Below are 20,239 nucleotides of genomic sequence, written 5' to 3' on the forward strand. Positions count from 1 at the left end.
AGAAGCTGCTGCAGTACCTCAAGCGAGTGACGGCCGACCTGTCCGCGACCAGGCAGCGGCTGCTCGAAGCCGAGGGACGGGCGCCGGACAGCGTCGCGATCATCGGCATGAGCTGCCGCTTCCCCGGCGGTGTCGACACTCCCGAGGACCTGTGGGCGCTCGTCGACGAGGGCCGGGACGCCATCACCGGACTGCCCGAGGGCCGCGGCTGGGACACCGCGGCCGGCGACGCGATGGGCCTGAAGGGCGGGTTCGTCACCGACGCCGACCGGTTCGACGCGGCGATGTTCAAGATCAGCCCCCGCGAGGCGCTGACGATGGACCCGCAGCAGCGCCTCGTCCTCGAGGCGTCGTGGGAGGCCGTCGAACGCGCCGGGCTCGACCCGCTGTCCCTGCGCGGCACCGACACCGGTGTGTACATCGGTGCCGGCGCCTCCAACTACGCGCTGACCGCCGAACTGCCGGAGGAGGCCGAGGGGCACCTGCTCACCGGCAGCGCGAGCAGCGTGCTGTCCGGGCGCGCCGCCTACACCCTGGGCCTGAAGGGCCCGGCCATCACCACCGACACCGCGTGCTCGTCCTCGCTGGTGGCCCTGCACCTGGCGGCGCAGGCGCTGCGGCACGGCGAATGCGGCATGGCGCTGGCCGGCGGTGTCACCGTGATGACCGGCCTGGCCCTGTTCAGCGAGTTCGGCCGGCAGGGCGGCCTGGCCGCCGACGGCCGCTGCAAGGCGTTCGCCTCCTCGGCCGACGGCACCGGCTGGAGCGAGGGCGTCGGCATCCTGCTGCTGGAACGCCTGTCGGACGCCCAGCGCAACGGCCACCCGGTCCTCGCCGTCCTTCGCGGCTCCGCGGTCAACTCCGACGGCGCCTCCAACGGCCTGACCGCGCCCAACGGCCCCTCGCAGGAACGCGTCATCCGCCAGGCGCTGGCCGGCGCCCGGCTCACGCCGTCCGACGTGGACGCCGTCGAGGCGCACGGCACCGGGACCACGCTGGGCGACCCGATCGAGGCCCAGGCCCTGCTGGCCACCTACGGCCAGGAGCGCGAGGCGGACCGCCCGCTGTGGCTCGGCTCGGTCAAGTCCAACATCGGCCACGCCCAGGCGGCGTCCGGGGTGGCGGGCGTCATCAAGATGGTGATGGCGATGCGCGAAGGCGTGCTGCCGGCGACGTTGCACGTGGACGAGCCGACGCCGCACGTGGACTGGTCGGCCGGTGCGGTCTCACTGCTGACCGAGGCACGGCAGTGGCCGGACACCGGGCGTCCGCGCCGGGCCGGGATCTCCTCGTTCGGGATGAGCGGCACCAACGTCCACGTCGTCCTGGAGCAGGCCCCGCAATCCGAGCCCGCCACCGCCGAACCGGTGCCGGACGCGCCGCGCCCGGTGCCCGTCCTGGTGTCGGCCAGGACGGCGGACGCGCTGCGCGCGCAGGCCCAGCGGCTGCTGTCCCGCGTCGAGGGGCCGCACGCGCCGGACCTGGTCGACATCGCGCGCTCGTCGGCCACGACCCGCGCCGCGCTGGAGCACCGCGGCGTCGTGCTGGCCGCCGACCGCGATGCCCTGGCCGCCGGACTGCGCGACCTGGCCGCCGGGCGCACCAACGCCGCCGTGGTGCGCGGCGAGACGGGCGAGGGCGGACTGGCGTTCCTGTTCTCCGGCCAGGGCGCGCAGCGCGCCGGCACCGGACGCGAGCTGTACGACGGTTTCCCGGTCTTCGCGGCCGCGCTGGACGAGGTGTGCGCACGCTTCGCACTCGAACGGCCGCTCAAGGACGTCCTGTTCGACCCGGCCGGCGCCGAGACGCTGAACCGCACCGTCTACACCCAGGCCGCGCTGTTCGCGCTCGAGGTGGCGCTCTTCCGCCTGTGGGAGTCGTGGGGCGTCACGCCGGACTTCCTGCTCGGCCACTCCATCGGTGAACTGGCGGCGGCCCACGTGGCGGGCGTGCTGTCGCTGGACGACGCCTGCACGCTGGTGTCGGCCCGCGGCCGGCTGATGCAGGCCCTGCCGCCGGGCGGGGCGATGCTCGCGGTCGAGGCGACCGAGGCCGAGGCCGTCGAGGCGCTGGCCGCCCACGGCGGCCGGGCCGGCGTCGCGGCGGTCAACGGCCCGACGTCGGTGGTGGTCTCCGGTGACGAGGACGTCGTCGACGAGCAGGAGGGGGAGTGGCGCCGCCGGGGCCGCAAGGTCAAGCGGCTGACGGTCTCGCACGCCTTCCACTCACCGCGCATGGAGGCGATGCTCGACGACTTCGCCGCCGTGGCCGGGAACCTGACGTTCCACCCGCCGCAGCTGCCGATCGTCTCCAACGTCTCCGGTGAGCTGGCCGACTTCGACCTGATCCAGACCCCCGGCTACTGGGTGCGGCACGTACGCGAGGCCGTCCGGTTCGCCGACGGCGTCGCCACCCTGCTGGGCCAGGGCGTCACCACGTTCGTCGAACTGGGCCCCGGCGGCGAGCTGACCGCCGCGGCCAAGCAGTGCGCCGGCGACCGGCGGCTGACGGCGGTGCCCTCGCTGCGCGGGGACCGGGCCGAGCCGAAGGCGCTGCTCGACGCGCTGGCCCGCACGCACGTCGCCGGGCGGCGGTTCGACTGGCAGGCGGTGTTCACCCCGTGGGGCGGCCGCCGGGTGGACCTGCCCACCTACGCCTTCCAGCGCGAGCCGTACTGGCTCGCCGACGCCTCCGGGGCCGGCCGCGGCGGATCGCCGGAGGGCCGCGCCGAGCAGGCGTTCTGGACGGCGGTGGAGTCGCAGGACCTCGACGCGGTGGCCGGCACCTTGGACCTGGCCCCCGGCAGCGGTCTGGAAGCCGTACTGCCCGCGCTGTCCGCCTGGCGCAAGGGCCGTCAGGAGCAGTCCACGGTGGACGGCTGGCGGTACCGGGTGACCTGGAAGCCGCTGACCACGCCGGTGCCGGCCGAACCGCTGGGCACCTGGCTGCTGGCGGTCCCGGCCGGCGGCGCGTTCCGGGAGACCGCCGACGGCGTCGCCGGGGCGTTGCGCGCGCACGGTGCGACCGTGCTGGAACTGCCCGTCGAAACCGGCGAGACCGACCGCTGGACGATCGCCGGCGAGCTGTTCGACAAGGCCGCCGAGGCCGAGGGGTTCGACGGTGTGCTGTCGCTGCTGGCGCTGGCGGAGGAACCGCACCCCGAGTACCCGGCGGTCGCCACCGGACTGTCCCTGACGCTGCTGCTCACCCAGGCGCTGGGCGACGCCGGCATCGAGGCCCCGCTGTGGTGCGCCACGCAGGGCGCGGTGCTCACCGGGCGGGACGACTCGCTGGTGCGCCCCACGCAGGCCCAGGTCTGGGGCTTCGGCCGGGTCGCGGCCCTCGACCACCCCGGGCGCTGGGGCGGCCTGCTCGACCTCCCCGAGACGGTGGACGAGCAGGCCGGCGTGCTGCTGGCGTCCGTGATCACCGGCGCCGACGGCGAGGACCAGGTGGCGCTGCGCGCCTCCGGCGCGGTCGGCCGGCGGCTGGTGCGCGCCCCGCTGACCACCGCGGTCGCGCACACCTGGCGCCCCACCGGCACCGTGCTGATCACCGGCGGCACCGGCGCGCTCGGCGGGCACGTCGCCCACTGGCTCATCGACCGCGGCGCCCGCGATCTGCTGCTCACCAGCCGCCGCGGCGGTACGGCCGACGGCGCCGCCGCACTGGTCGCCGCCCTGGAGGCCCGCGGTGCCCGGGTGACCGTCGCCGCCTGCGACGTGGCCGACCGCGAGGCGCTGGCCGAACTGCTGGCCGCGCATCCGGTCACCGCCGTGATGCACGCGGCCGGCGTCGCGGTGGCCGGTTCCGTCGCCGAGACCAGCGTCTCCGACCTCGAAGAGGTCGTGCGCACCAAGGTGCACGGTGCGCGGAACCTCGACGAACTGCTGGCCGGCACCCCGCTGGAGGCGTTCGTCCTGTTCTCCTCCATCGCCGGGGTGTGGGGCGACGGGGGCGCCGCCGGGTACTCGGCGGCCAACGCCTACCTCGACGCGCTCGCCGAACGCCGCCGGGCCGGCGGACTGGCCGCCACCGCGGTGTCCTGGGGGCCCTGGGGCGGCGGCGGCATGGCGGCCGACAGCGAACTGCAGGAACACCTGGCCCGGTTCGGCCTGGGTCCGATGGCCCCGGCGCTGGCGATCACCGCGCTCGGCCAGGCGGTCGACAGCCCGGAATCCTGCCTGACCGTCACCGACGTCAACTGGGCGCGGTTCGCCCCGGTCTTCTGCTCGGCACGCCGTTCCCCGCTGCTGGCCGAGATCCCCGAGGCCGCCGCCGAACTGGAAGCGGCAGCGCCGGCCGACTCCGAGGGCGGCCGGGTGCGCGCCGACTGGGTCGAGCGGATCACGGCCATGCCCGAACACCGCCGCCCCACCGCCCTGTTGGACCTGGTGTGCGGCGAGGCCGCCGCGGTGCTGGGCTACCACACGCAGGACGCGATCGACCCGCAGCGGCCGCTGAAGGACTTCGGCATCGACTCGCTGACCGCCATCGAGGTGCGCGAGCGGCTGGCCGCCGGCACCGGCCTGCGCCTGCCCACCGGGCTGCTGTTCGACTACCCGACCGCCGAGGCGCTCAGCCGGCACCTGGTCGAACAACTGATCGGCGCGAGCGGTGAGATGGCCGCGCAGTCCGACGTCGTCGCCTCCGACGACCCGATCGCCATCATCGCGATGACCTGCCGGCTGCCCGGCGGGGTGCGCAGCCCCGAGGACCTGTGGACACTGGTGGCATCCGGCACCGACGGCATCGGCGCCTTCCCCACCGACCGCGGCTGGGACCCGGAGGGCTCCGGCGTCTCCTACGCGCGCGAAGGCGGCTTCGTCTACGACGCCACCGCCTTCGACGCCGAGTTCTTCGGCATCTCCCCGCGCGAGGCGGTGGCGATGGACCCCCAGCAGCGCCTGCTGCTGGAGGCGTGCTGGGAGGTGCTGGAACGCAACGGCACGCCCCCGTCCGCCGTGCGCGGCAGCCAGGTCGGCGTCTTCGTCGGCGCCTCCAACTCCGCCTACGGCGCCGCCGTCGAGCTGCCGGCCGACTCGCTCAGCCACGCCCTGACCGGCAACGCCAACAGCGTGATCTCCGGCCGGGTCTCCTACGTCCTCGGGCTGGAGGGACCGGCCGTCACGGTCGACACCGCGTGCTCGTCGTCGCTGGTGGCCCTGCACCTGGCGGCCCAGGCACTGCGCAACGGCGAGTGCTCCCTGGCGATGGCCGGCGGCGTGACGGTGATCCCCTCACCCGCGGTGTTCGCCGACTTCCACCAGCAGAACGGCCTGGCCGCCGACGGCCGTTGCAAGTCCTTCGCGGCCTCGGCGGACGGCACCAGCTGGGGTGAGGGCGTCGCCGTCCTGCTCGTGGAGCGGCTGTCGGACGCCGAGCGCAACGGGCACGACGTGCTCGCGGTGCTGCGCGGCTCCGCCGTCAACCAGGACGGCGCCTCCCAGGGCCTGACCGCGCCCAACGGCCCCTCGCAGGAACGGGTCATCCGCCAGGCGCTGGCCAGTGCCCGGCTGGCCCCGGCGGACGTCGACGCGGTCGAGGGCCACGGCACCGGGACCACGCTGGGCGACCCGATCGAGGCCCAGGCCCTGCTGGCCACCTACGGCCGCGAACGCGACGCCGCGAGCCCGCTGTGGCTCGGCTCGCTGAAGTCCAACATCGGCCACATCCAGGCGGCGTCCGGGGTGGCGGGTGTCATCAAGATGGTGATGGCGATGCGCGAAGGCGTGCTGCCGGCGACGTTGCACGTGGACGAGCCGACGCCGCACGTGGACTGGTCGTCCGGTGAGGTCTCGCTGCTGACCGCCGCGCGGGAGTGGCCGGACACCGGGCGTCCGCGCCGGGCCGGGATCTCCTCGTTCGGGATGAGCGGCACCAACGCGCACATCATCCTGGAGCAGGCCCCGCAGCCGCAGGACAGCGCCGAGGAACCGGCCAGGACCGCACCGCAGTTGGTGCCGTGGGTACTGACCGCCAAGAGCGAACACGCCCTGCGCGCCCAGGCGCTGGAGCTGCACCGGTACCTCGGCGCCCACCCGGAGGCCGAACTCACCGACATCGGCTACTCGTTGGTGACCACCCGCTCCCGGCTCGACCACCGCGCCGTGGTGCTCGACGCGGACCGCACCGGGCTGCTGGCCGGCCTGGAGGCACTCGCCCAGGGACAGCCCGCGCCGAACCTGGTGACCGGCAGCGGCTCGGCCGGCAAGGTGGTCTTCGTCTTCCCCGGCCAGGGCTCGCAGTGGGCGGGCATGGCCCTGGAACTGGTCGACACCTCTGCGGTGTTCCGCCAGCAGTTCGCCATGTGCTCCCACACCCTCGCCGAACACCTCGACTTCAGCCTGCTCGACGTGCTGCGCGGCAGGCCCGGCGCCCCCGACTTCGAACGCGTCGACGTGGTGCAGCCGCTGCTGTTCGCCGTGATGGTCTCGCTCGCGGCCACCTGGCGCTCCTACGGCGTCGAACCGGCCGCGGTGGTCGGGCACTCGCAGGGCGAACTCGCCGCCGCCGTGGTGGCCGGCGCGCTCACCCTGAAGGACGCCGCCCGGATCGTGGCGCTGCGCAGCCGGGCCATCGTGGAGCTGTCGGGCCACGGCGGAATGATCTCCGTACCGCTGCCGGCCGCCCAGGCGCAGGAGCGGATCGAGCCCTACGGCGACCAGCTGGCCGTCGCCGCGGTCAACGGACCCGGCTCGGTCGTGGTCTCCGGCGCCTCGGCACCGCTGGAGGACCTGCTGGAGAAGCTGGTCGGCGAAGGGGTACGGGCCAAGCGCATCCCGGTCGACTACGGCTCGCACTCCGGCCAGGTCGACGCGATCCGCGACCGCCTCGCCGAAGCGCTGGCCGGCATCACCCCGCAGCCCGGTGACGTGCCGTGCTACTCCACGGTCACCGGCGACCTGCTCGACACCGACCGGATGGACGCCGGCTACTGGTTCACCAACCTGCGCCGGACCGTCCGCTTCCAGGACGCCACCGACGCCCTGCTGCGCGACGGCCACCGGCTGTTCATCGAGGTCAGCCCGCACCCGGTGCTGACCACCGCGATCCAGGAGACCATCGAGGCCCGCGGCAGCGCGCTGACGTCCGCCCAGGTCATCGGCTCGGTACGCCGTGACGACGCCGGACGGCGCCGGCTGCTGACGAGCGTCGCCGAGGCGTACGTGCGCGGCGCCGACCCGCAGTGGACCGGGATCTTCGATGGCACCGGCGCCCAGCAGGTCACCCTGCCCACCTACGCCTTCCAGCGCACCCGCTACTGGGCGTCGGCGCCGCCGGCCGCCCCCGTCGCGGCCGCCGCGGCGCCGACCCCCGCCCAGCAGCGGTTCTGGACCGCGGTCGAGGAGGGCGACACCCGCGCCCTCGCCGAGACCCTGCACTTCGACAGCGCCCGGACCGCCTCCCTGCAACAGGTGCTGCCGGCGCTGTCGGGCTGGCACCGCGACGTGCGGGAGCGTTCCGAGGTCGACCGGTGGCGCTACCGGGTCGACTGGAAGGCGGTCGGCCGGCCGCAGTCCGCGGTGCTGTCCGGCCGCTGGCTGCTCGTGGCGTCCACCGCCCAGGCCGACGGCGAACTGGCGCGGGCCTGCGCCACCGCGCTGCGCGAGAACCTCGCCGAGGTCGAACTGCTGTCCGTCGACCCGGCCACCGCCGGCGAGGAGGACTTCACCGCCCGGCTGCGCGCACTGCGGGACGACGGGTCACCGGTCACCGGTGTCCTGTCCCTGCTCGCGCTCGACGAGAGCGCCCACCCCGACCACCCCACCCTGGCCGCCGGCCTGGCCGGCACCCTGTCGCTGCTGCACGCGGTGGTGACGGCCGACTGCGGCGCCCCGCTGTGGTGCGTCACGACCGGAGCGGTGTCCGCCGCGGACGGCGAACCGGTGGCCAACCCGCTCCAGGCGCAGGTGTGGGGCCTGGGCCGGGTCGCCGCGCTGGAGCACCCGCGCCAGTGGGGCGGACTGGTCGACCTGCCGGCCGCCTCCGCCACCGCCGCGGCCGGCGCGCTCGCCGGCGCGCTCGCCCGCGACGACGGGGAGGACCAGCTCGCGATCCGCACCGCCGGCCTGTTCGGCCGCCGCCTGGTACGGGCCGCGACCCAGGACGCGCCCGCCGCGCGGACCTGGCGGCCGGCCGGCACGGTCCTGGTCACCGGCGGCACCGGAGCCATCGGCGGCCACGTCTCCCGCTGGCTGGCCGGCAACGGCGCCGAACACCTCGTCCTGGTCAGCAGGCGCGCCGGGCTCGCCCCCTACGCCGAGGAGCTGGTGGACGAACTGACCGGCCTGGGTGCGAAGGTCACCCTCGCCGCCTGCGACCTGACCGACCGCGCCGACGTACAGCGGCTGCTGGCCGAACTGGCGGCCGACGGCGTCAGCGTCCGCACGGTCATGCACACCGCCGGCACCGGCATCCTCACCCCCCTGGAGGACACCGGCGTCGCCGACCTGGCCCACGCCACCGCCGCCAAGGTGGCCGGCGCCCGGCACCTCGGCGAACTGCTCGACCCCGCCCGGCTGGACGCCGTCGTCCACTTCTCCTCCATCGCCGGCGTGTGGGGCGTCGGCCGGCACGGCGCCTACGCCGCGGGCAACGCCTACCTCGACGCCCTCGCCCAAAGCCGCAGCGCGGACGGCGTCGACGTGCTGTCCGTGGCGTGGGGACCGTGGGACGGCGGCGGCATGGTGCCCGCCGCCGAGGTCGAGCCGATGCTGCGGCGCGGTGTGCCGCTCATCACCCCCCGCCCGGCCATGCTCGCCCTGCAACAGGCCCTCGACCACGACGACACCTTCGTCGCGGCGGCCGAGGTCGACTGGGAGCAGTTCGTCCCGTCCTTCACCTCCCTGCGCCCGAGCCCGCTCATCAGCGAACTGCCCGAGGCCCGGGCACTGCTGACCCGGGCGGCACCGCCCGACGACCCGGCCGGCTCGGGGGCCGCGGCCGAGCTGCGGCAGCGCCTCGCCGCCCTGCCGCAGGCCGAGCGGGAACGCGGCATGCTGGACCTGCTGCGCAACCACGCCGCCGCGGTACTCGGCCACGGCGACGTGAAGACCATCGCCGTCGACAAGCCGTTCCGCGGACTCGGCTTCGACTCGCTGACCGCCGTCGAACTGCGCAACCGGCTCAGCGCGGCGACCGGGCTGAAACTGCCCGCCACCCTGGTCTTCGACCAGCCGACGCCCGCGGCGCTGGTGCGCCACCTGCTGGCGCGCATCACGCCCGAAACGGCCGGGACGCCACTGCCCACCATGGCGTCCCTCGACCAGCTGGACACCGCGCTGGCCGCGCTCGCCGACGACGACATCGCCAAGGTACGCGTCATCATGCGGCTCGAAGCGCTGCTGACCAAGCAGCGCAAGGAGTCCTCCGGCGCCGAGCGGAGCGACACCGGTGGACTGCTCGACCAGCTCGGCTCAGCCACGAACGACGAGCTGTTCGATCTTGTGGACCGCGATCTGGGAGTCAACTGATGGCCGACGAGGCAAAGCTCCGGGACTATCTCGGCAGGGTGATCGCCGAGCTGCACCAGACCCGGCAGCGCCTGCGCGACGCCGAGTCGGGCGAGTCGGAGTCCATCGCCATCGTGTCGATGAGCTGCCACCTGCCCGGCGGCGTGCACAGCCCCGACGACCTGTGGCGGCTGCTGCTCGACGGGGGCGACGCCATCACCTCGTTCCCGGCCGACCGCGGCTGGAGCGCCGACCTGCCCAGCGGCGCGGAAGAGGGCCGCGACTCCGCGGCCCGCGGCGGGTTCCTGCACGACGCCGCCTGGTTCGACCCCGGCTTCTTCGGGATCAACCCCCGCGAGGCACTGGCCATGGACCCGCAGCAGCGGCTCGCGCTGGAGACCGCCTGGGAGGCCGTCGAACGGGCCGGCATCCACCCCAAGTCCCTGCGCGGCAGCCGCACCGGCACCTTCATCGGCGCCAACGGCCAGGGCTACGACGCCGCCATGCAGGCGGCCGGCGCCAGCTCCTCCGAGGGCTACCTGCTGACCGGCGGCGCCACCTCCGTCGTCTCCGGCCGGATCGCCTACACCCTCGGCCTGGAGGGCCCCGCCGTCACGGTCGACTCCGCCTGCTCCTCCTCCCTGACCGCCCTGCACCTGGCCGGCCAGGCACTGCGCGACGGCGACTGCACCATGGCCCTGGTCGGCGGCGTCACCGTGATGCCGCACGCCATCGGCTTCTACGAGTTCGACCGGCAGCGCGGCCTGTCCTCCGACGGCCGGTGCAAGGCGTTCTCCGCCGCGGCCGACGGCATGGGCATGGCCGAGGGCGCCGCGATGCTCCTGGTCACGACGTACACGAACGCGCTGCGCAACGGCTACCCGGTCCTGGCGGTGCTGCGCGGCAGCGCGGTCAACCAGGACGGCGCCTCCAACGGGCTCACCGCGCCCAACGGCCCCTCCCAGGAACGCGTGATCCGCCAGGCGCTCGCCAACGCGCGACTGTCGCCCGAGCAGGTCGACGCCGTCGAGGCGCACGGCACCGGCACCGCGCTCGGCGACCCGATCGAGGCCCAGGCCCTGATCGCGACCTACGGCCAGGACCGCCCCGCCGACCGGCCGCTGTGGCTCGGATCGCTGAAGTCCAACATCGGCCACACCCAGGCCGCGGCCGGCGCCGCCGGGGTGATCAAGGCCGTCCTCGCGCTGCGCCACGCGACGCTGCCGCGCACCCTGCACGCCGACGAGCCCACCCCGCACGTCGACTGGTCGGCCGGTTCGGTGGAACTGCTCACCGAGTCCCGGCCGTGGCCGCGGTCCGAGGAACCGCGCCGCATCGGGGTGTCCTCGTTCGGCATCAGCGGAACGAACGCGCACCTCATCCTCGAACAGGCCCCGGTCACCGAGCCGGCCGCGCCCGACGGCCCGCGTGCCGCGCCGCCGGTGATCCCCCTGCCGGTCTCCGGCCGGACCGCCGACGCGCTGCGTGAGCACGCCGGCCGGCTCGCCGCCCTCGTGCGCGCCGAACCGGGCCTGGACGTGCTCGACCTCGGCTGGTCGCTCGCGACGGGCCGTGCCTCCTTCGACCACCGCGCCGTGGTGCTCGCCGCGGACCGCGAGGCGTTCCTGACCGGCCTGGACGCGCTGGCCGACGGGGGCGCGACCGCGCCCGGTGTGGTGCGCGGCGTCGCGGCCCAGGAGCTGACCGCGTTCCTGTTCACCGGCCAGGGCGCCCAGCGCGTCGGCATGGGCCAGGAGCTGTACGCGGCGTTCCCGGTGTTCGCGCGGGCCCTGGACGAGGTGTGCGCGCACTTGGACACCGCGCTGGGCGGCTCGCTGCGCGAGGTGATGTTCGGCGACGAGGAGTCGCTGAACCGGACCGACGGCACCCAGGCCGCGCTGTTCGCCCTGGAGGTGGCGCTCTTCCGGCTGCTGGAGTCGTGGGGGGTGCGCCCCGACTTCCTGCTGGGCCACTCGATCGGCGAGATCGCCGCCGCGCACGTCGCCGGGGTGTTCTCGATCGAGGACGCCTGCACGCTGGTGGCCGCCCGCGGCCGGCTGATGCGGGCGCTGCCCCCGGGCGGCGCCATGCTGGCGGTGGAGATCACCGAGGCCGAGGCCGTCGAGGCGCTCACCGCCTACGAGGCCTCGGTCGGCGTCGCGGCGGTCAACGGACCCACCTCGGTGGTGGTCTCCGGCGACGAGGAGGCCGTCGCCGGCCTGGAGGCGACCTGGCGGCAGGCCGGCCGCAAGGTCAAGCGCCTCACCGTCTCGCACGCCTTCCACTCCCCGCGCATGGACGCGATGCTCGACGAGTTCGCCGCCGTCGTCGCCGGCCTGACCCCGCACGCCCCCAGCCTGCCGATCATCTCCGACCTCACCGGGCAGCCGGCCGACCCCGACCTGATCCGCACCCCCGGCTACTGGGTGCGGCACGTGCGCCAGGCGGTCCGTTTCGCCGACGGGGTGCGGACGCTGTACGCGGCGGGGGTGCGCACCTTCCTCGAACTCGGCCCCGACGGCGTGCTCACCGCCATGGCCCAGCACTGCCTGACCGAGGACGACGACGCCTGCCTCACCGCCACGCTGCGCGCCGGACGCGACGAGAGCGGCCAACTGCTGCGCGCTCTCGCCACGCTGCACACCGCCGGCGCCGACCCCGACTGGCGGGCCGTCTACGCCGGCTGGGGCGGCACCCGCGTCGACCTGCCCACCTACCCGTTCCAGCGCCAGCGCTACTGGCCGGCGATCAGCGGCGCCACCAACATCGCCGCGGCCGGCCTGGGCAGCGCCGACCACCCGCTGCTCGGCGCCGCGGTGTCGCTGGCCGACGGCGACGGCGCCCTGCTGACCGGGCGGCTGTCCACCGTCACGCACCCGTGGCTGTCCGAACACGTCGTCCTGGGCAGCACGCTGGTGCCCGGCACCGCCCTGGTGGAACTGGCCCTGCGCGCCGGTGACCAGGTCGGCTGCCGCCGGCTGGAGGAACTGACGCTGCGCACCCCGCTCGTGCTGCCCGAGCACGGCGGCGTCCAGCTGCAACTGCGCGTCGGCCCCCCGCAACCGGACGGCCGCCGCACGGTCACCGTGCACTCGCGGCCGGACGGTGCGGGCGACGAATGGACCTGGCACGCCGAAGCCACCGTCGCCCAGGGCGAGCCCGCCGCCCCCGAGAGCCTCACCGCCTGGCCCCCGGCGGACGCCGAACCGCTCGGCGTCGACGGCTGGTACGAGGGCGCGGCCGGCGCCGGACTGCGCTACGGGCCCACCTTCCAGGGGCTGCGCGCGGTGTGGCGGTCCGGTGACGCGGTGTACGCCGAGGTGGAACTGCCCGAACCCGGCCGCGCCGAGGCCGCCGGGTTCGGACTGCACCCCGCCCTGCTGGACGCCGCGCTGCACGCCGTCGGCGTCAGCGGACTGCTGTCCGGCTCCGACGGCATCCGACTGCCGTTCGCCTGGAGCGGCGTCAGCCTCCACGCCATCGGCGCCTCCGCGCTGCGGGTACGGCTGACCCCGGCCGGCGCCGACGCGGTGTCGCTGACCGTCGCCGACGGTACGGGCGAACCCGTCGCGTCCGTCGACCGGTTGGTCCTGCGGCCGACGACCTCCGCCCAACTGCCCTCCGGCGTCCCGCGCGACACCCTTTTCCAGGTGCAGTGGGTGCCCGCCGCACCGCCCGGCACGGCCGCCGACGCCAGCGACGCCGCCGACGGTGCCGACACCGACCGGGCCGCCGCCGACAGCGCCGTCCTCCTGCCGGTCGGGGCCACCGCGGACCCCTCGGCGGAGGCCGTCCGCACCGCCCTGCGCGAGACCCTGGCGGCGCTGCACGACTGGCTCGCCGCCGACCGGCCCGCCGACGCCCGCCTGGTCGTCCGCACCCGCGGCGCCGTGCCCGCGGACGGCACCCCCGTCGCACCGGTGGCCGCCGCCGTCTGGGGCCTGGTGCGCGCCGCCCAGTCCGAACACCCCGGCCGCTTCGTCCTGCTCGACGCGTTCGACGCCGAGGAGGGCGCCGCCGCCGACGAACCCGGACAGCTCGCCGCCGTCCTGGCCACCGGCGAACCGCAGGTGGCGCTGCGCGGCGGCCGGACGCTGGTGCCGCGGCTGGCACCGGCCGCCACCCGGCCGGCCGCCGAACACCGCGCACCCGACCCGGCGGGCACCGTGCTGATCACCGGCGGCACCGGCGTGCTCGGCGCGATCGTCGCCCGGCACCTCGTCGTCCGGCACGGCGTGCGGCACCTGACGCTGCTCAGCAGGCGCGGCGCCGACGCGCCGGGCGCCGCCGAACTCGTCGCGGAACTCGCCGCCCACGGCGCCACGGCCGACGTGGTCGCGTGCGACGCCGCCGACCGCGAAGCCCTCGCCGCCGTCCTGGCCGCCCTGTCGGCGGACCGCCCGCTGACCGGGGTCGTCCACGCGGCGGGCGTCGTCGCCGACGCGACGATCGAGTCCCTGACGCCCGAGGGGATCGACACCGTCCTGCGGCCCAAGGCCGACGCGGCGGTCAACCTGCACGAGCTGACCGCCCACCTCGACCTGGGCCTGTTCGTGCTGTTCTCCTCCGCGTCCGCCACCTTCGGCACACCGGGACAGGGCAACTACGCCGCCGCCAACGCCTTCCTGGACGGCCTCGCCCAGCACCGCACCGCCCGGGGGCTGGCCTCGGTCTCCGTCGGCTGGGGCCTGTGGGCCGAGGCCAGCGGCATCACCGGCCACCTGGGCGAGACCGACCGGGCCCGCATCACCCGGGCCGGAGACGCGCTGTCGACCGAGGAGGGACTCGCGCTCCTCGACGCCGCCCTGGCGGCCGGCGCCCCGCACCTCGTCGCGCTCCGCCTCGACCTGCGGGCCGCCCGCGCGCAAGCCGGCACCGGCCACCCGCTGCTGCGCGACCCCTCCCGCCCCCGGGCCCGCCGCACGGCCGGAGCGGCCGGGCACCCGGCGACCGCCCGGTCCCACCTGGCGGCGCGGCTGTCGGCGCTGGAGGAGGCCGACCAGCTGCGGGAGCTGACCGACCTGGTCCGCGCCGCCGCCGCCACCGTCCTGGGCCACGCCTCGGTCGAACTCATCGAGCCGCGAAGGTCGTTCGCCGAACTCGGCTTCGACTCGCTGACCGCGGTGGAACTGCGCAACCACCTCGCCGACCGCACCGGGCTGCGCCTGCCGGCCACCCTGGTCTTCGACCACCCCTCGTCGGCCGTCCTGGCGGCGCACCTGCGGCCCCGGCTGCTCGGCATCGCCACCGCCGGCCCGGTGGCTCCCCAGGGCACCGCGGACGCGGACGAGCCGATCGCCATCGTGGGCATGAGCTGCCGCTTCCCCGGCGGGGCCGACAGCCCCGAAGCGCTGTGGCGGCTGGTCGAGACCGGCACCGACGCCATCTCACCGTTCCCCGACAACCGCGGCTGGGCCAGCGAGGCGATCTTCGACCCCGAACCGGGCACCAGCGGCAAGTCGTACGTGCGCACCGGCGGCTTCGTCCACGACGCCGACACCTTCGACCCGGAGCCGTTCGGGATCTCCCCGCGCGAGGCGCTGGCGATGGACCCCCAGCAGCGGCTGATGCTGGAGGGCTCCTGGGAGGCGTTCGAACGCGCCGGCATCGACCCGTTGTCGCTGCGCGGCAGCCGCACCGGTGTCTTCGCCGGCCTGATGTACCACGACTACGCGGGCACCATGAGCTCGCTGCCCGAAGGCGTCGAGGCGTTCCTCACCACCGGCACCTCCGGCAGCGTGCTGGCCGGCCGGGTGTCCTACACCTTCGGACTCGAAGGCCCGGCCATGACCGTGGACACCGCCTGCTCCTCCTCACTGGTGGCGCTGCACCTGGCCGCACAGGCCCTGCGCGGCGGCGAATGCGACCTGGCGCTGGCCGGCGGGGTCACCGTGCTGTCCACCCCGGCCGTCTTCGTCGACTTCAGCCAGCAGCGCGGCCTGGCCCCCGACGGGCGGGCGAAGTCGTTCGCCGCGGCGGCCGACGGCACGAGCTGGTCGGAGGGCATCGGCGTGCTGCTGGTCGAGCGGCTGTCGGACGCGCGGCGCAACGGCCACCAGGTGCTCGCGGTCGTGCGCGGCACGGCGGTGAACCAGGACGGCGCCTCGAACGGGCTGACCGCGCCGAACGGCCCCTCGCAGGAACGGGTGATCCGTCAGGCGCTGGCCAACGCCCGGCTCACCACGTCGGACGTGGACGTGGTCGAGGCGCACGCCACCGGCACCAAGCTCGGCGACCCCATCGAGGCGCAGGCGGTCCTGGCCACCTACGGCCAGGACCGGCCCGCCGACCGGCCGCTGTGGCTCGGGTCGCTGAAGTCCAACCTCGGACACGCCCAGGCCGCCGCGGGCGCCGGCGGCGTCATCAAGATGGTCATGGCGATGCGCCACGGGGTGCTGCCGAAGACCCTGCACGTCGACGCCCCCAACCCCGAGGTCGACTGGTCGGCCGGCGCGGTGGAACTGCTCACCGAGTCCCGGCCGTGGCCGCAGACCGGCCGCCCGCGCCGGGCCGCCGTCTCCTCGTTCGGCGTGAGCGGCACCAACGCCCACGTCATCCTCGAAGAGCCGGCCGACCGGCCCGAACCCGGCGCCGCACCGGCACTGCGGGAGGACGGCGGCGCGACGCTGCCCTTCGTGCTGTCGGCCAAGAACGACGAGGCGCTGCGCGAGCAGGCCGCCCGGCTGCTCGCCGCGGTCGGGACCGAGCGGCCGCAGCCGGCGGACGTGGCCAGGTCGCTGGTGGAGACCCGCGCCTCGCTGGAGCACCGCGCCGTGGTGCTGGCCGCGACGGCGGACGAACTGACCGCCGCACTGGCCGCGATCGCCGCCGGCGGTGCCGCCCCCGGCGCGGTGACCCGTACCGGGGACGCCGGTCGCGGCGGAGTGGTCTTCGTCTTCCCCGGCCAGGGCTCGCAGTGGGTCGGCATGGCCGTCGAACTGCTGGACGCCTCCGAGGTGTTCCGCCGGCGGATCGAGGAGTGCGACCTGGCGCTGCGGGAGTTCGTCGACTGGTCGCTGCTGGAGGTGCTGCGCGCCGTGGGCGACGAGGGCGCCAAGTGGCTGGACCAGGTCGACGTCCTCCAGCCGGTGCTGTGGGCGGTGATGGTCTCGCTGGCGCAGATGTGGCGCGCGGCCGGCGTCGTGCCGTCCGCGGTGGTGGGCAACTCGCAGGGCGAGATCGCGGCGGCCGTGGTGTCCGGGGCGCTGACCCTGCGCGACGGCGCCCGGGTGGTGGCGCTGCGCAGCCGGCTGGCCATCGAACTGCTCGCCGGGCGCGGCGGCATGGTCGCCGTGGCGCTGCCGCGCGCGAAGGCCGCGGAACTGCTGGAGCCGTGGCAGGGCCGCGTGTCGGTCGGCGCGGTCAACAGCCCGTTCTCCACGGTGGTGTCCGGCCAGGCCGCCGCGCTGGAGGAGCTGCTGGCGGTCTGCGAGGAGCGCGGGATCCGGGCGAAGGCCATCCCGGCCGCGTTCGCCTCGCACTCGCCCGAGGCCGACGTCATGGAGGAACGGCTGCTGGAACTGCTGCGCCCGGTGGCGCCGCGCGAGCCGAAGGTGCCGTTCTACTCCACGGTGCTGGGCCGCCGGCTCGACACCGCCTGCCTCGACACCGAGTACTGGTTCGACAACATGCGCCGCGAGGTGCTGTTCGAGGAGACCACCCGCGTCCTGCTGGCCGAGGGGCGGTCGCTGTTCATCGAGATGAGCCCGCACCCGGTGATGGCCGCCGCGCTGTCGGAGACCGTGGAGGACGCCGGGGCGCGCGCCGCGGTCCTCGGCACGCTGCGGCGCGGCGAGGGCGGCGCGCAGCGCTGGACGAGGGCGCTGGCCGAGGCGTACGTCCACGGTGTGGACGTCGACTGGTCGGCGGCGCTGCGGGGCCGCGGCGGGCGGCGGATCGGGCTGCCCACCTACGCCTTCCAGCGCAAGCGCTACTGGCCGGAGTCCGGTCCCGCGATCGCCGCCGTCAGCGCGGCCGGCGTCATCGCCGCCGACCACCCGCTGCTCGTGGTGGCCGTCCCGGTGGCCGGCGGCGACGGCGTGCTCTACACCGGACGGCTGTCGGTGGCCACCCACCCGTGGCTGGCCGAGCACGCGGTGCTGGGCACCGTGCTGCTGCCCGGCACCGCGTTCGTCGACCTGGCGCTGCGCGCGGGGGAGCAGGCCGGGTGCCCCCGGCTGGAGGAGCTGATCCTCCAGGCGCCGCTCACCCTGCCCGAGACCGGCGGGGTGCGCTTCCAGGTCGCCGTCGGCGTCCCCGGCGACGACGCGGGCCGCACCTTCACCGTCCACTCCCAGCCGGAGTCGGCGGACCCGTCCGCGCCGTGGACCACGCACGCCACCGCAACCCTGCTGCCCGCCGGCCCCGCCGAGCCGTTCGACTTCGCCCAGTGGCCGCCCGCCGGGGCCGAGGCGGTCACCGTCGAGGGCTGGTACGACGGCGCCGCCGCGGCCGGCTACGGCTACGGCGCCACCTTCCGCGGGCTGCGCTCGGTGTGGCGCCGCGGTGACGAGGTGTTCGCCGAGGTGGCGCTCCCGGAGCAGGCGCACACCGGCGCCGAGCGGTTCGGCGTCCACCCCGCCCTGCTGGACGCCGCGCTGCACGCGCTGGGCCCCTCCGGACTGCTGCCGGACACCGGCCAGATCCGCCTGCCGTTCTCCTGGAGCGGCGTCAGCCTGTACGCCACCGGCGCGCTCGGGCTGCGGGTACGGCTCGTGGCGGACGGCACCGACAGCGTCCGGCTCCAGGCCGCCGACGCCACCGGCCGGCCGGTGCTCGCCGCCGAGTCGCTGGCGACCAGGACCGTGACGCCCGGCGAGCTGCGCACCGCCGGCGACGCCACCCGCGAATGCCTCTTCCAGCTCGACTGGACGGCGCCCGGGTCGCTGCCCGCCGCCGACGTCCCCGCGGTGTGGGCCGTGGTCGGCGACGACACCGCGGACGTCGCCGAGGGCCTGCTCCCCCACGTCCCCCGGCTGGAGTGGCACCCCGACCTCGGCACGCTCGCCGAGGCCCTCGACGCCGGCCGCGACATCCCGGACGTCGTGGTCTGGTCCGGCTCCCCGGGCCCGGACGACGGGCCCCTCGCGGCCGGGGTCCGCGACGAGACCACCGCGACGCTGGAGCGGTTGCGGGCCTTCCTCGGCGACGACCGGCTGGCCGGCGCGACGCTGCTCTTCCTGACCCGCGGCGCCGTCGCCACGTCCGCCACCGAGGACGTACCCGATGCCGCCGCCGCCGCGGCACGCGGCCTGGTGCTGTCCGCGCAGAGCGAGAACCCCGGCCGCGTCGTGCTGGCGGACCTGGACGCCGACGCGGCCTCGCTGGCCCGGCTGCCGCAGCTGGCGACGGCCGGCGAACCCCAGCTCGCCCTGCGGGCCGGGACGGTGCTGGTGCCCCGGCTGGTCCGTACGGCACCCGACGACACCGCGCCGCCCGCCGTCCGGGCCGACGCGCGGGTGCTGATCACCGGCGGCACCGGAGTCCTCGGCGCGATCGTGGCCCGCCACCTGGCCACTGAATACGCCGTCCGCGACCTGCTGCTGCTCAGCCGCAGCGGCGACCAGGCGCCCGGAGCGGCCGAACTGGTCGCCGAACTCGCCGAGTTGGGCGCCCGCGCGGAGATCGTCGGCTGCGACGCGGCCGACCGCGAACAACTCGCCGCGGTGCTCGCCGACCGCCCGGTCACCGGAGTCGTGCACGCCGCCGGCGTCCTCGACGACGGCGTGATCGGCACGCTCACCGCCGGCCACGTCGAGCGCGTCCTGCGCCCCAAGGTGGACGCCGCGGTGAACCTCGACGAACTCACCGCCGACAGCGACCTCGACATGTTCGTGCTGTTCTCCTCGGCGGCGGCCACCATGGGCACCGCGGGACAGGGCAACTACGCGGCGGCCAACGCCTTCCTCGACGCCCTGGCCCACCGCCGGCGGCTGCGCGGCCGGCCCGCGGTGTCCGTCGGCTGGGGGATGTGGGCCGAGGCCAGCGGCATGACCCGGCACCTGGACGCCCGCGACCTGGCCAAGGCGGCGGGCGGCGGCTCCGCGCTCACCGCGCAGGAGGGCATGGCCCTGTTCGACGCCGCGCACGCGGCGGCCACCGCCCCCGCGCACCTGGTGGCGGCCCGCTTCGACCTCGCCGCCCTGCGCGCGAGCGCCGGCTCCGTCCCCGTACCGGCGGTACTGCGCACCCTGGTGCCGCCCCCCGTGCGGCGGGCGGCCGACGGCGGCGCCGACAACGCGCCGGCCCTGCACCGCAAGCTCGCCGGACTGTCGGAGGCGGAACGGCGCCGCACCCTGGTCGAACTCGTGCGCGGCGAGGTGGCCTCGGTGCTCGGGCACGCCACGGCCGACGGGATCGACCCCGAACGCGGCTTCAGCGAGCTGGGGTTCAGCTCGCTGACCGCGATCGAGATCCGCAACCGGCTGGCCGTGGCCACCGGGCTGCGGCTTCCCACCACGCTGATCTTCGACTACCCGACGGTGACCAGGCTCGCCAACCACCTCTACACCCACCTGGTGGTCGACGGCCCCGCCGACGCGCTCCCGCTGCTGGAGCGGATCACCGAGTTCGAGGCGGGCCTGGCCGACACCGACGACGAGGAACTGCGCGACCGGGTGGTGCAGCGCCTACAGGCCCTGCTGGCCAAGTACGACCCGGACGCCGATCCGGACGCCGGCGCGGTCAACCTGGACTCCGCCACCGACGAGCAGATGTTCCTGCTGATCGACAACGAGCTGGGGGCGCCGTGACCGCGACGCCGACCCGCTCACCCGCACCGCTGA

At 75.7% G+C, this 20,239-nt stretch carries 2 protein-coding genes; both read left to right on the forward strand.

The window, feature by feature from the left end:
* Positions 1-26 precede the first annotated feature (26 nt).
* Entirely contained in the window at positions 27-9,476 is a 9,450-nt protein-coding gene (locus POF43_RS22585; protein WP_443732108.1) for a type I polyketide synthase, read from the forward strand.
* Positions 9,476-20,206 carry a type I polyketide synthase gene (locus tag POF43_RS22590; protein ID WP_282704720.1) on the forward strand — a complete coding sequence of 3,577 codons (10,731 nt, stop codon included), beginning with the start codon at positions 9,476-9,478 and terminating at the stop codon, positions 20,204-20,206. Before POF43_RS22585 ends, POF43_RS22590 begins: the two co-directional genes overlap by 1 nt.
* Positions 20,207-20,239: the final 33 nt, after the last annotated feature.

The organism is Streptantibioticus silvisoli (genome assembly GCF_027947535.2).
Taxonomy (GTDB): Bacteria; Actinomycetota; Actinomycetes; order Streptomycetales; family Streptomycetaceae; genus Streptantibioticus_C; species Streptantibioticus_C silvisoli.

Coding starts and splice junctions, on each gene's coding strand:
- POF43_RS22590 (WP_282704720.1), top strand. CDS start 9,476: ATGGCCGACGAGGCAAAGCTCCGGGACTATCTCGGCAGGGTGATCGCC.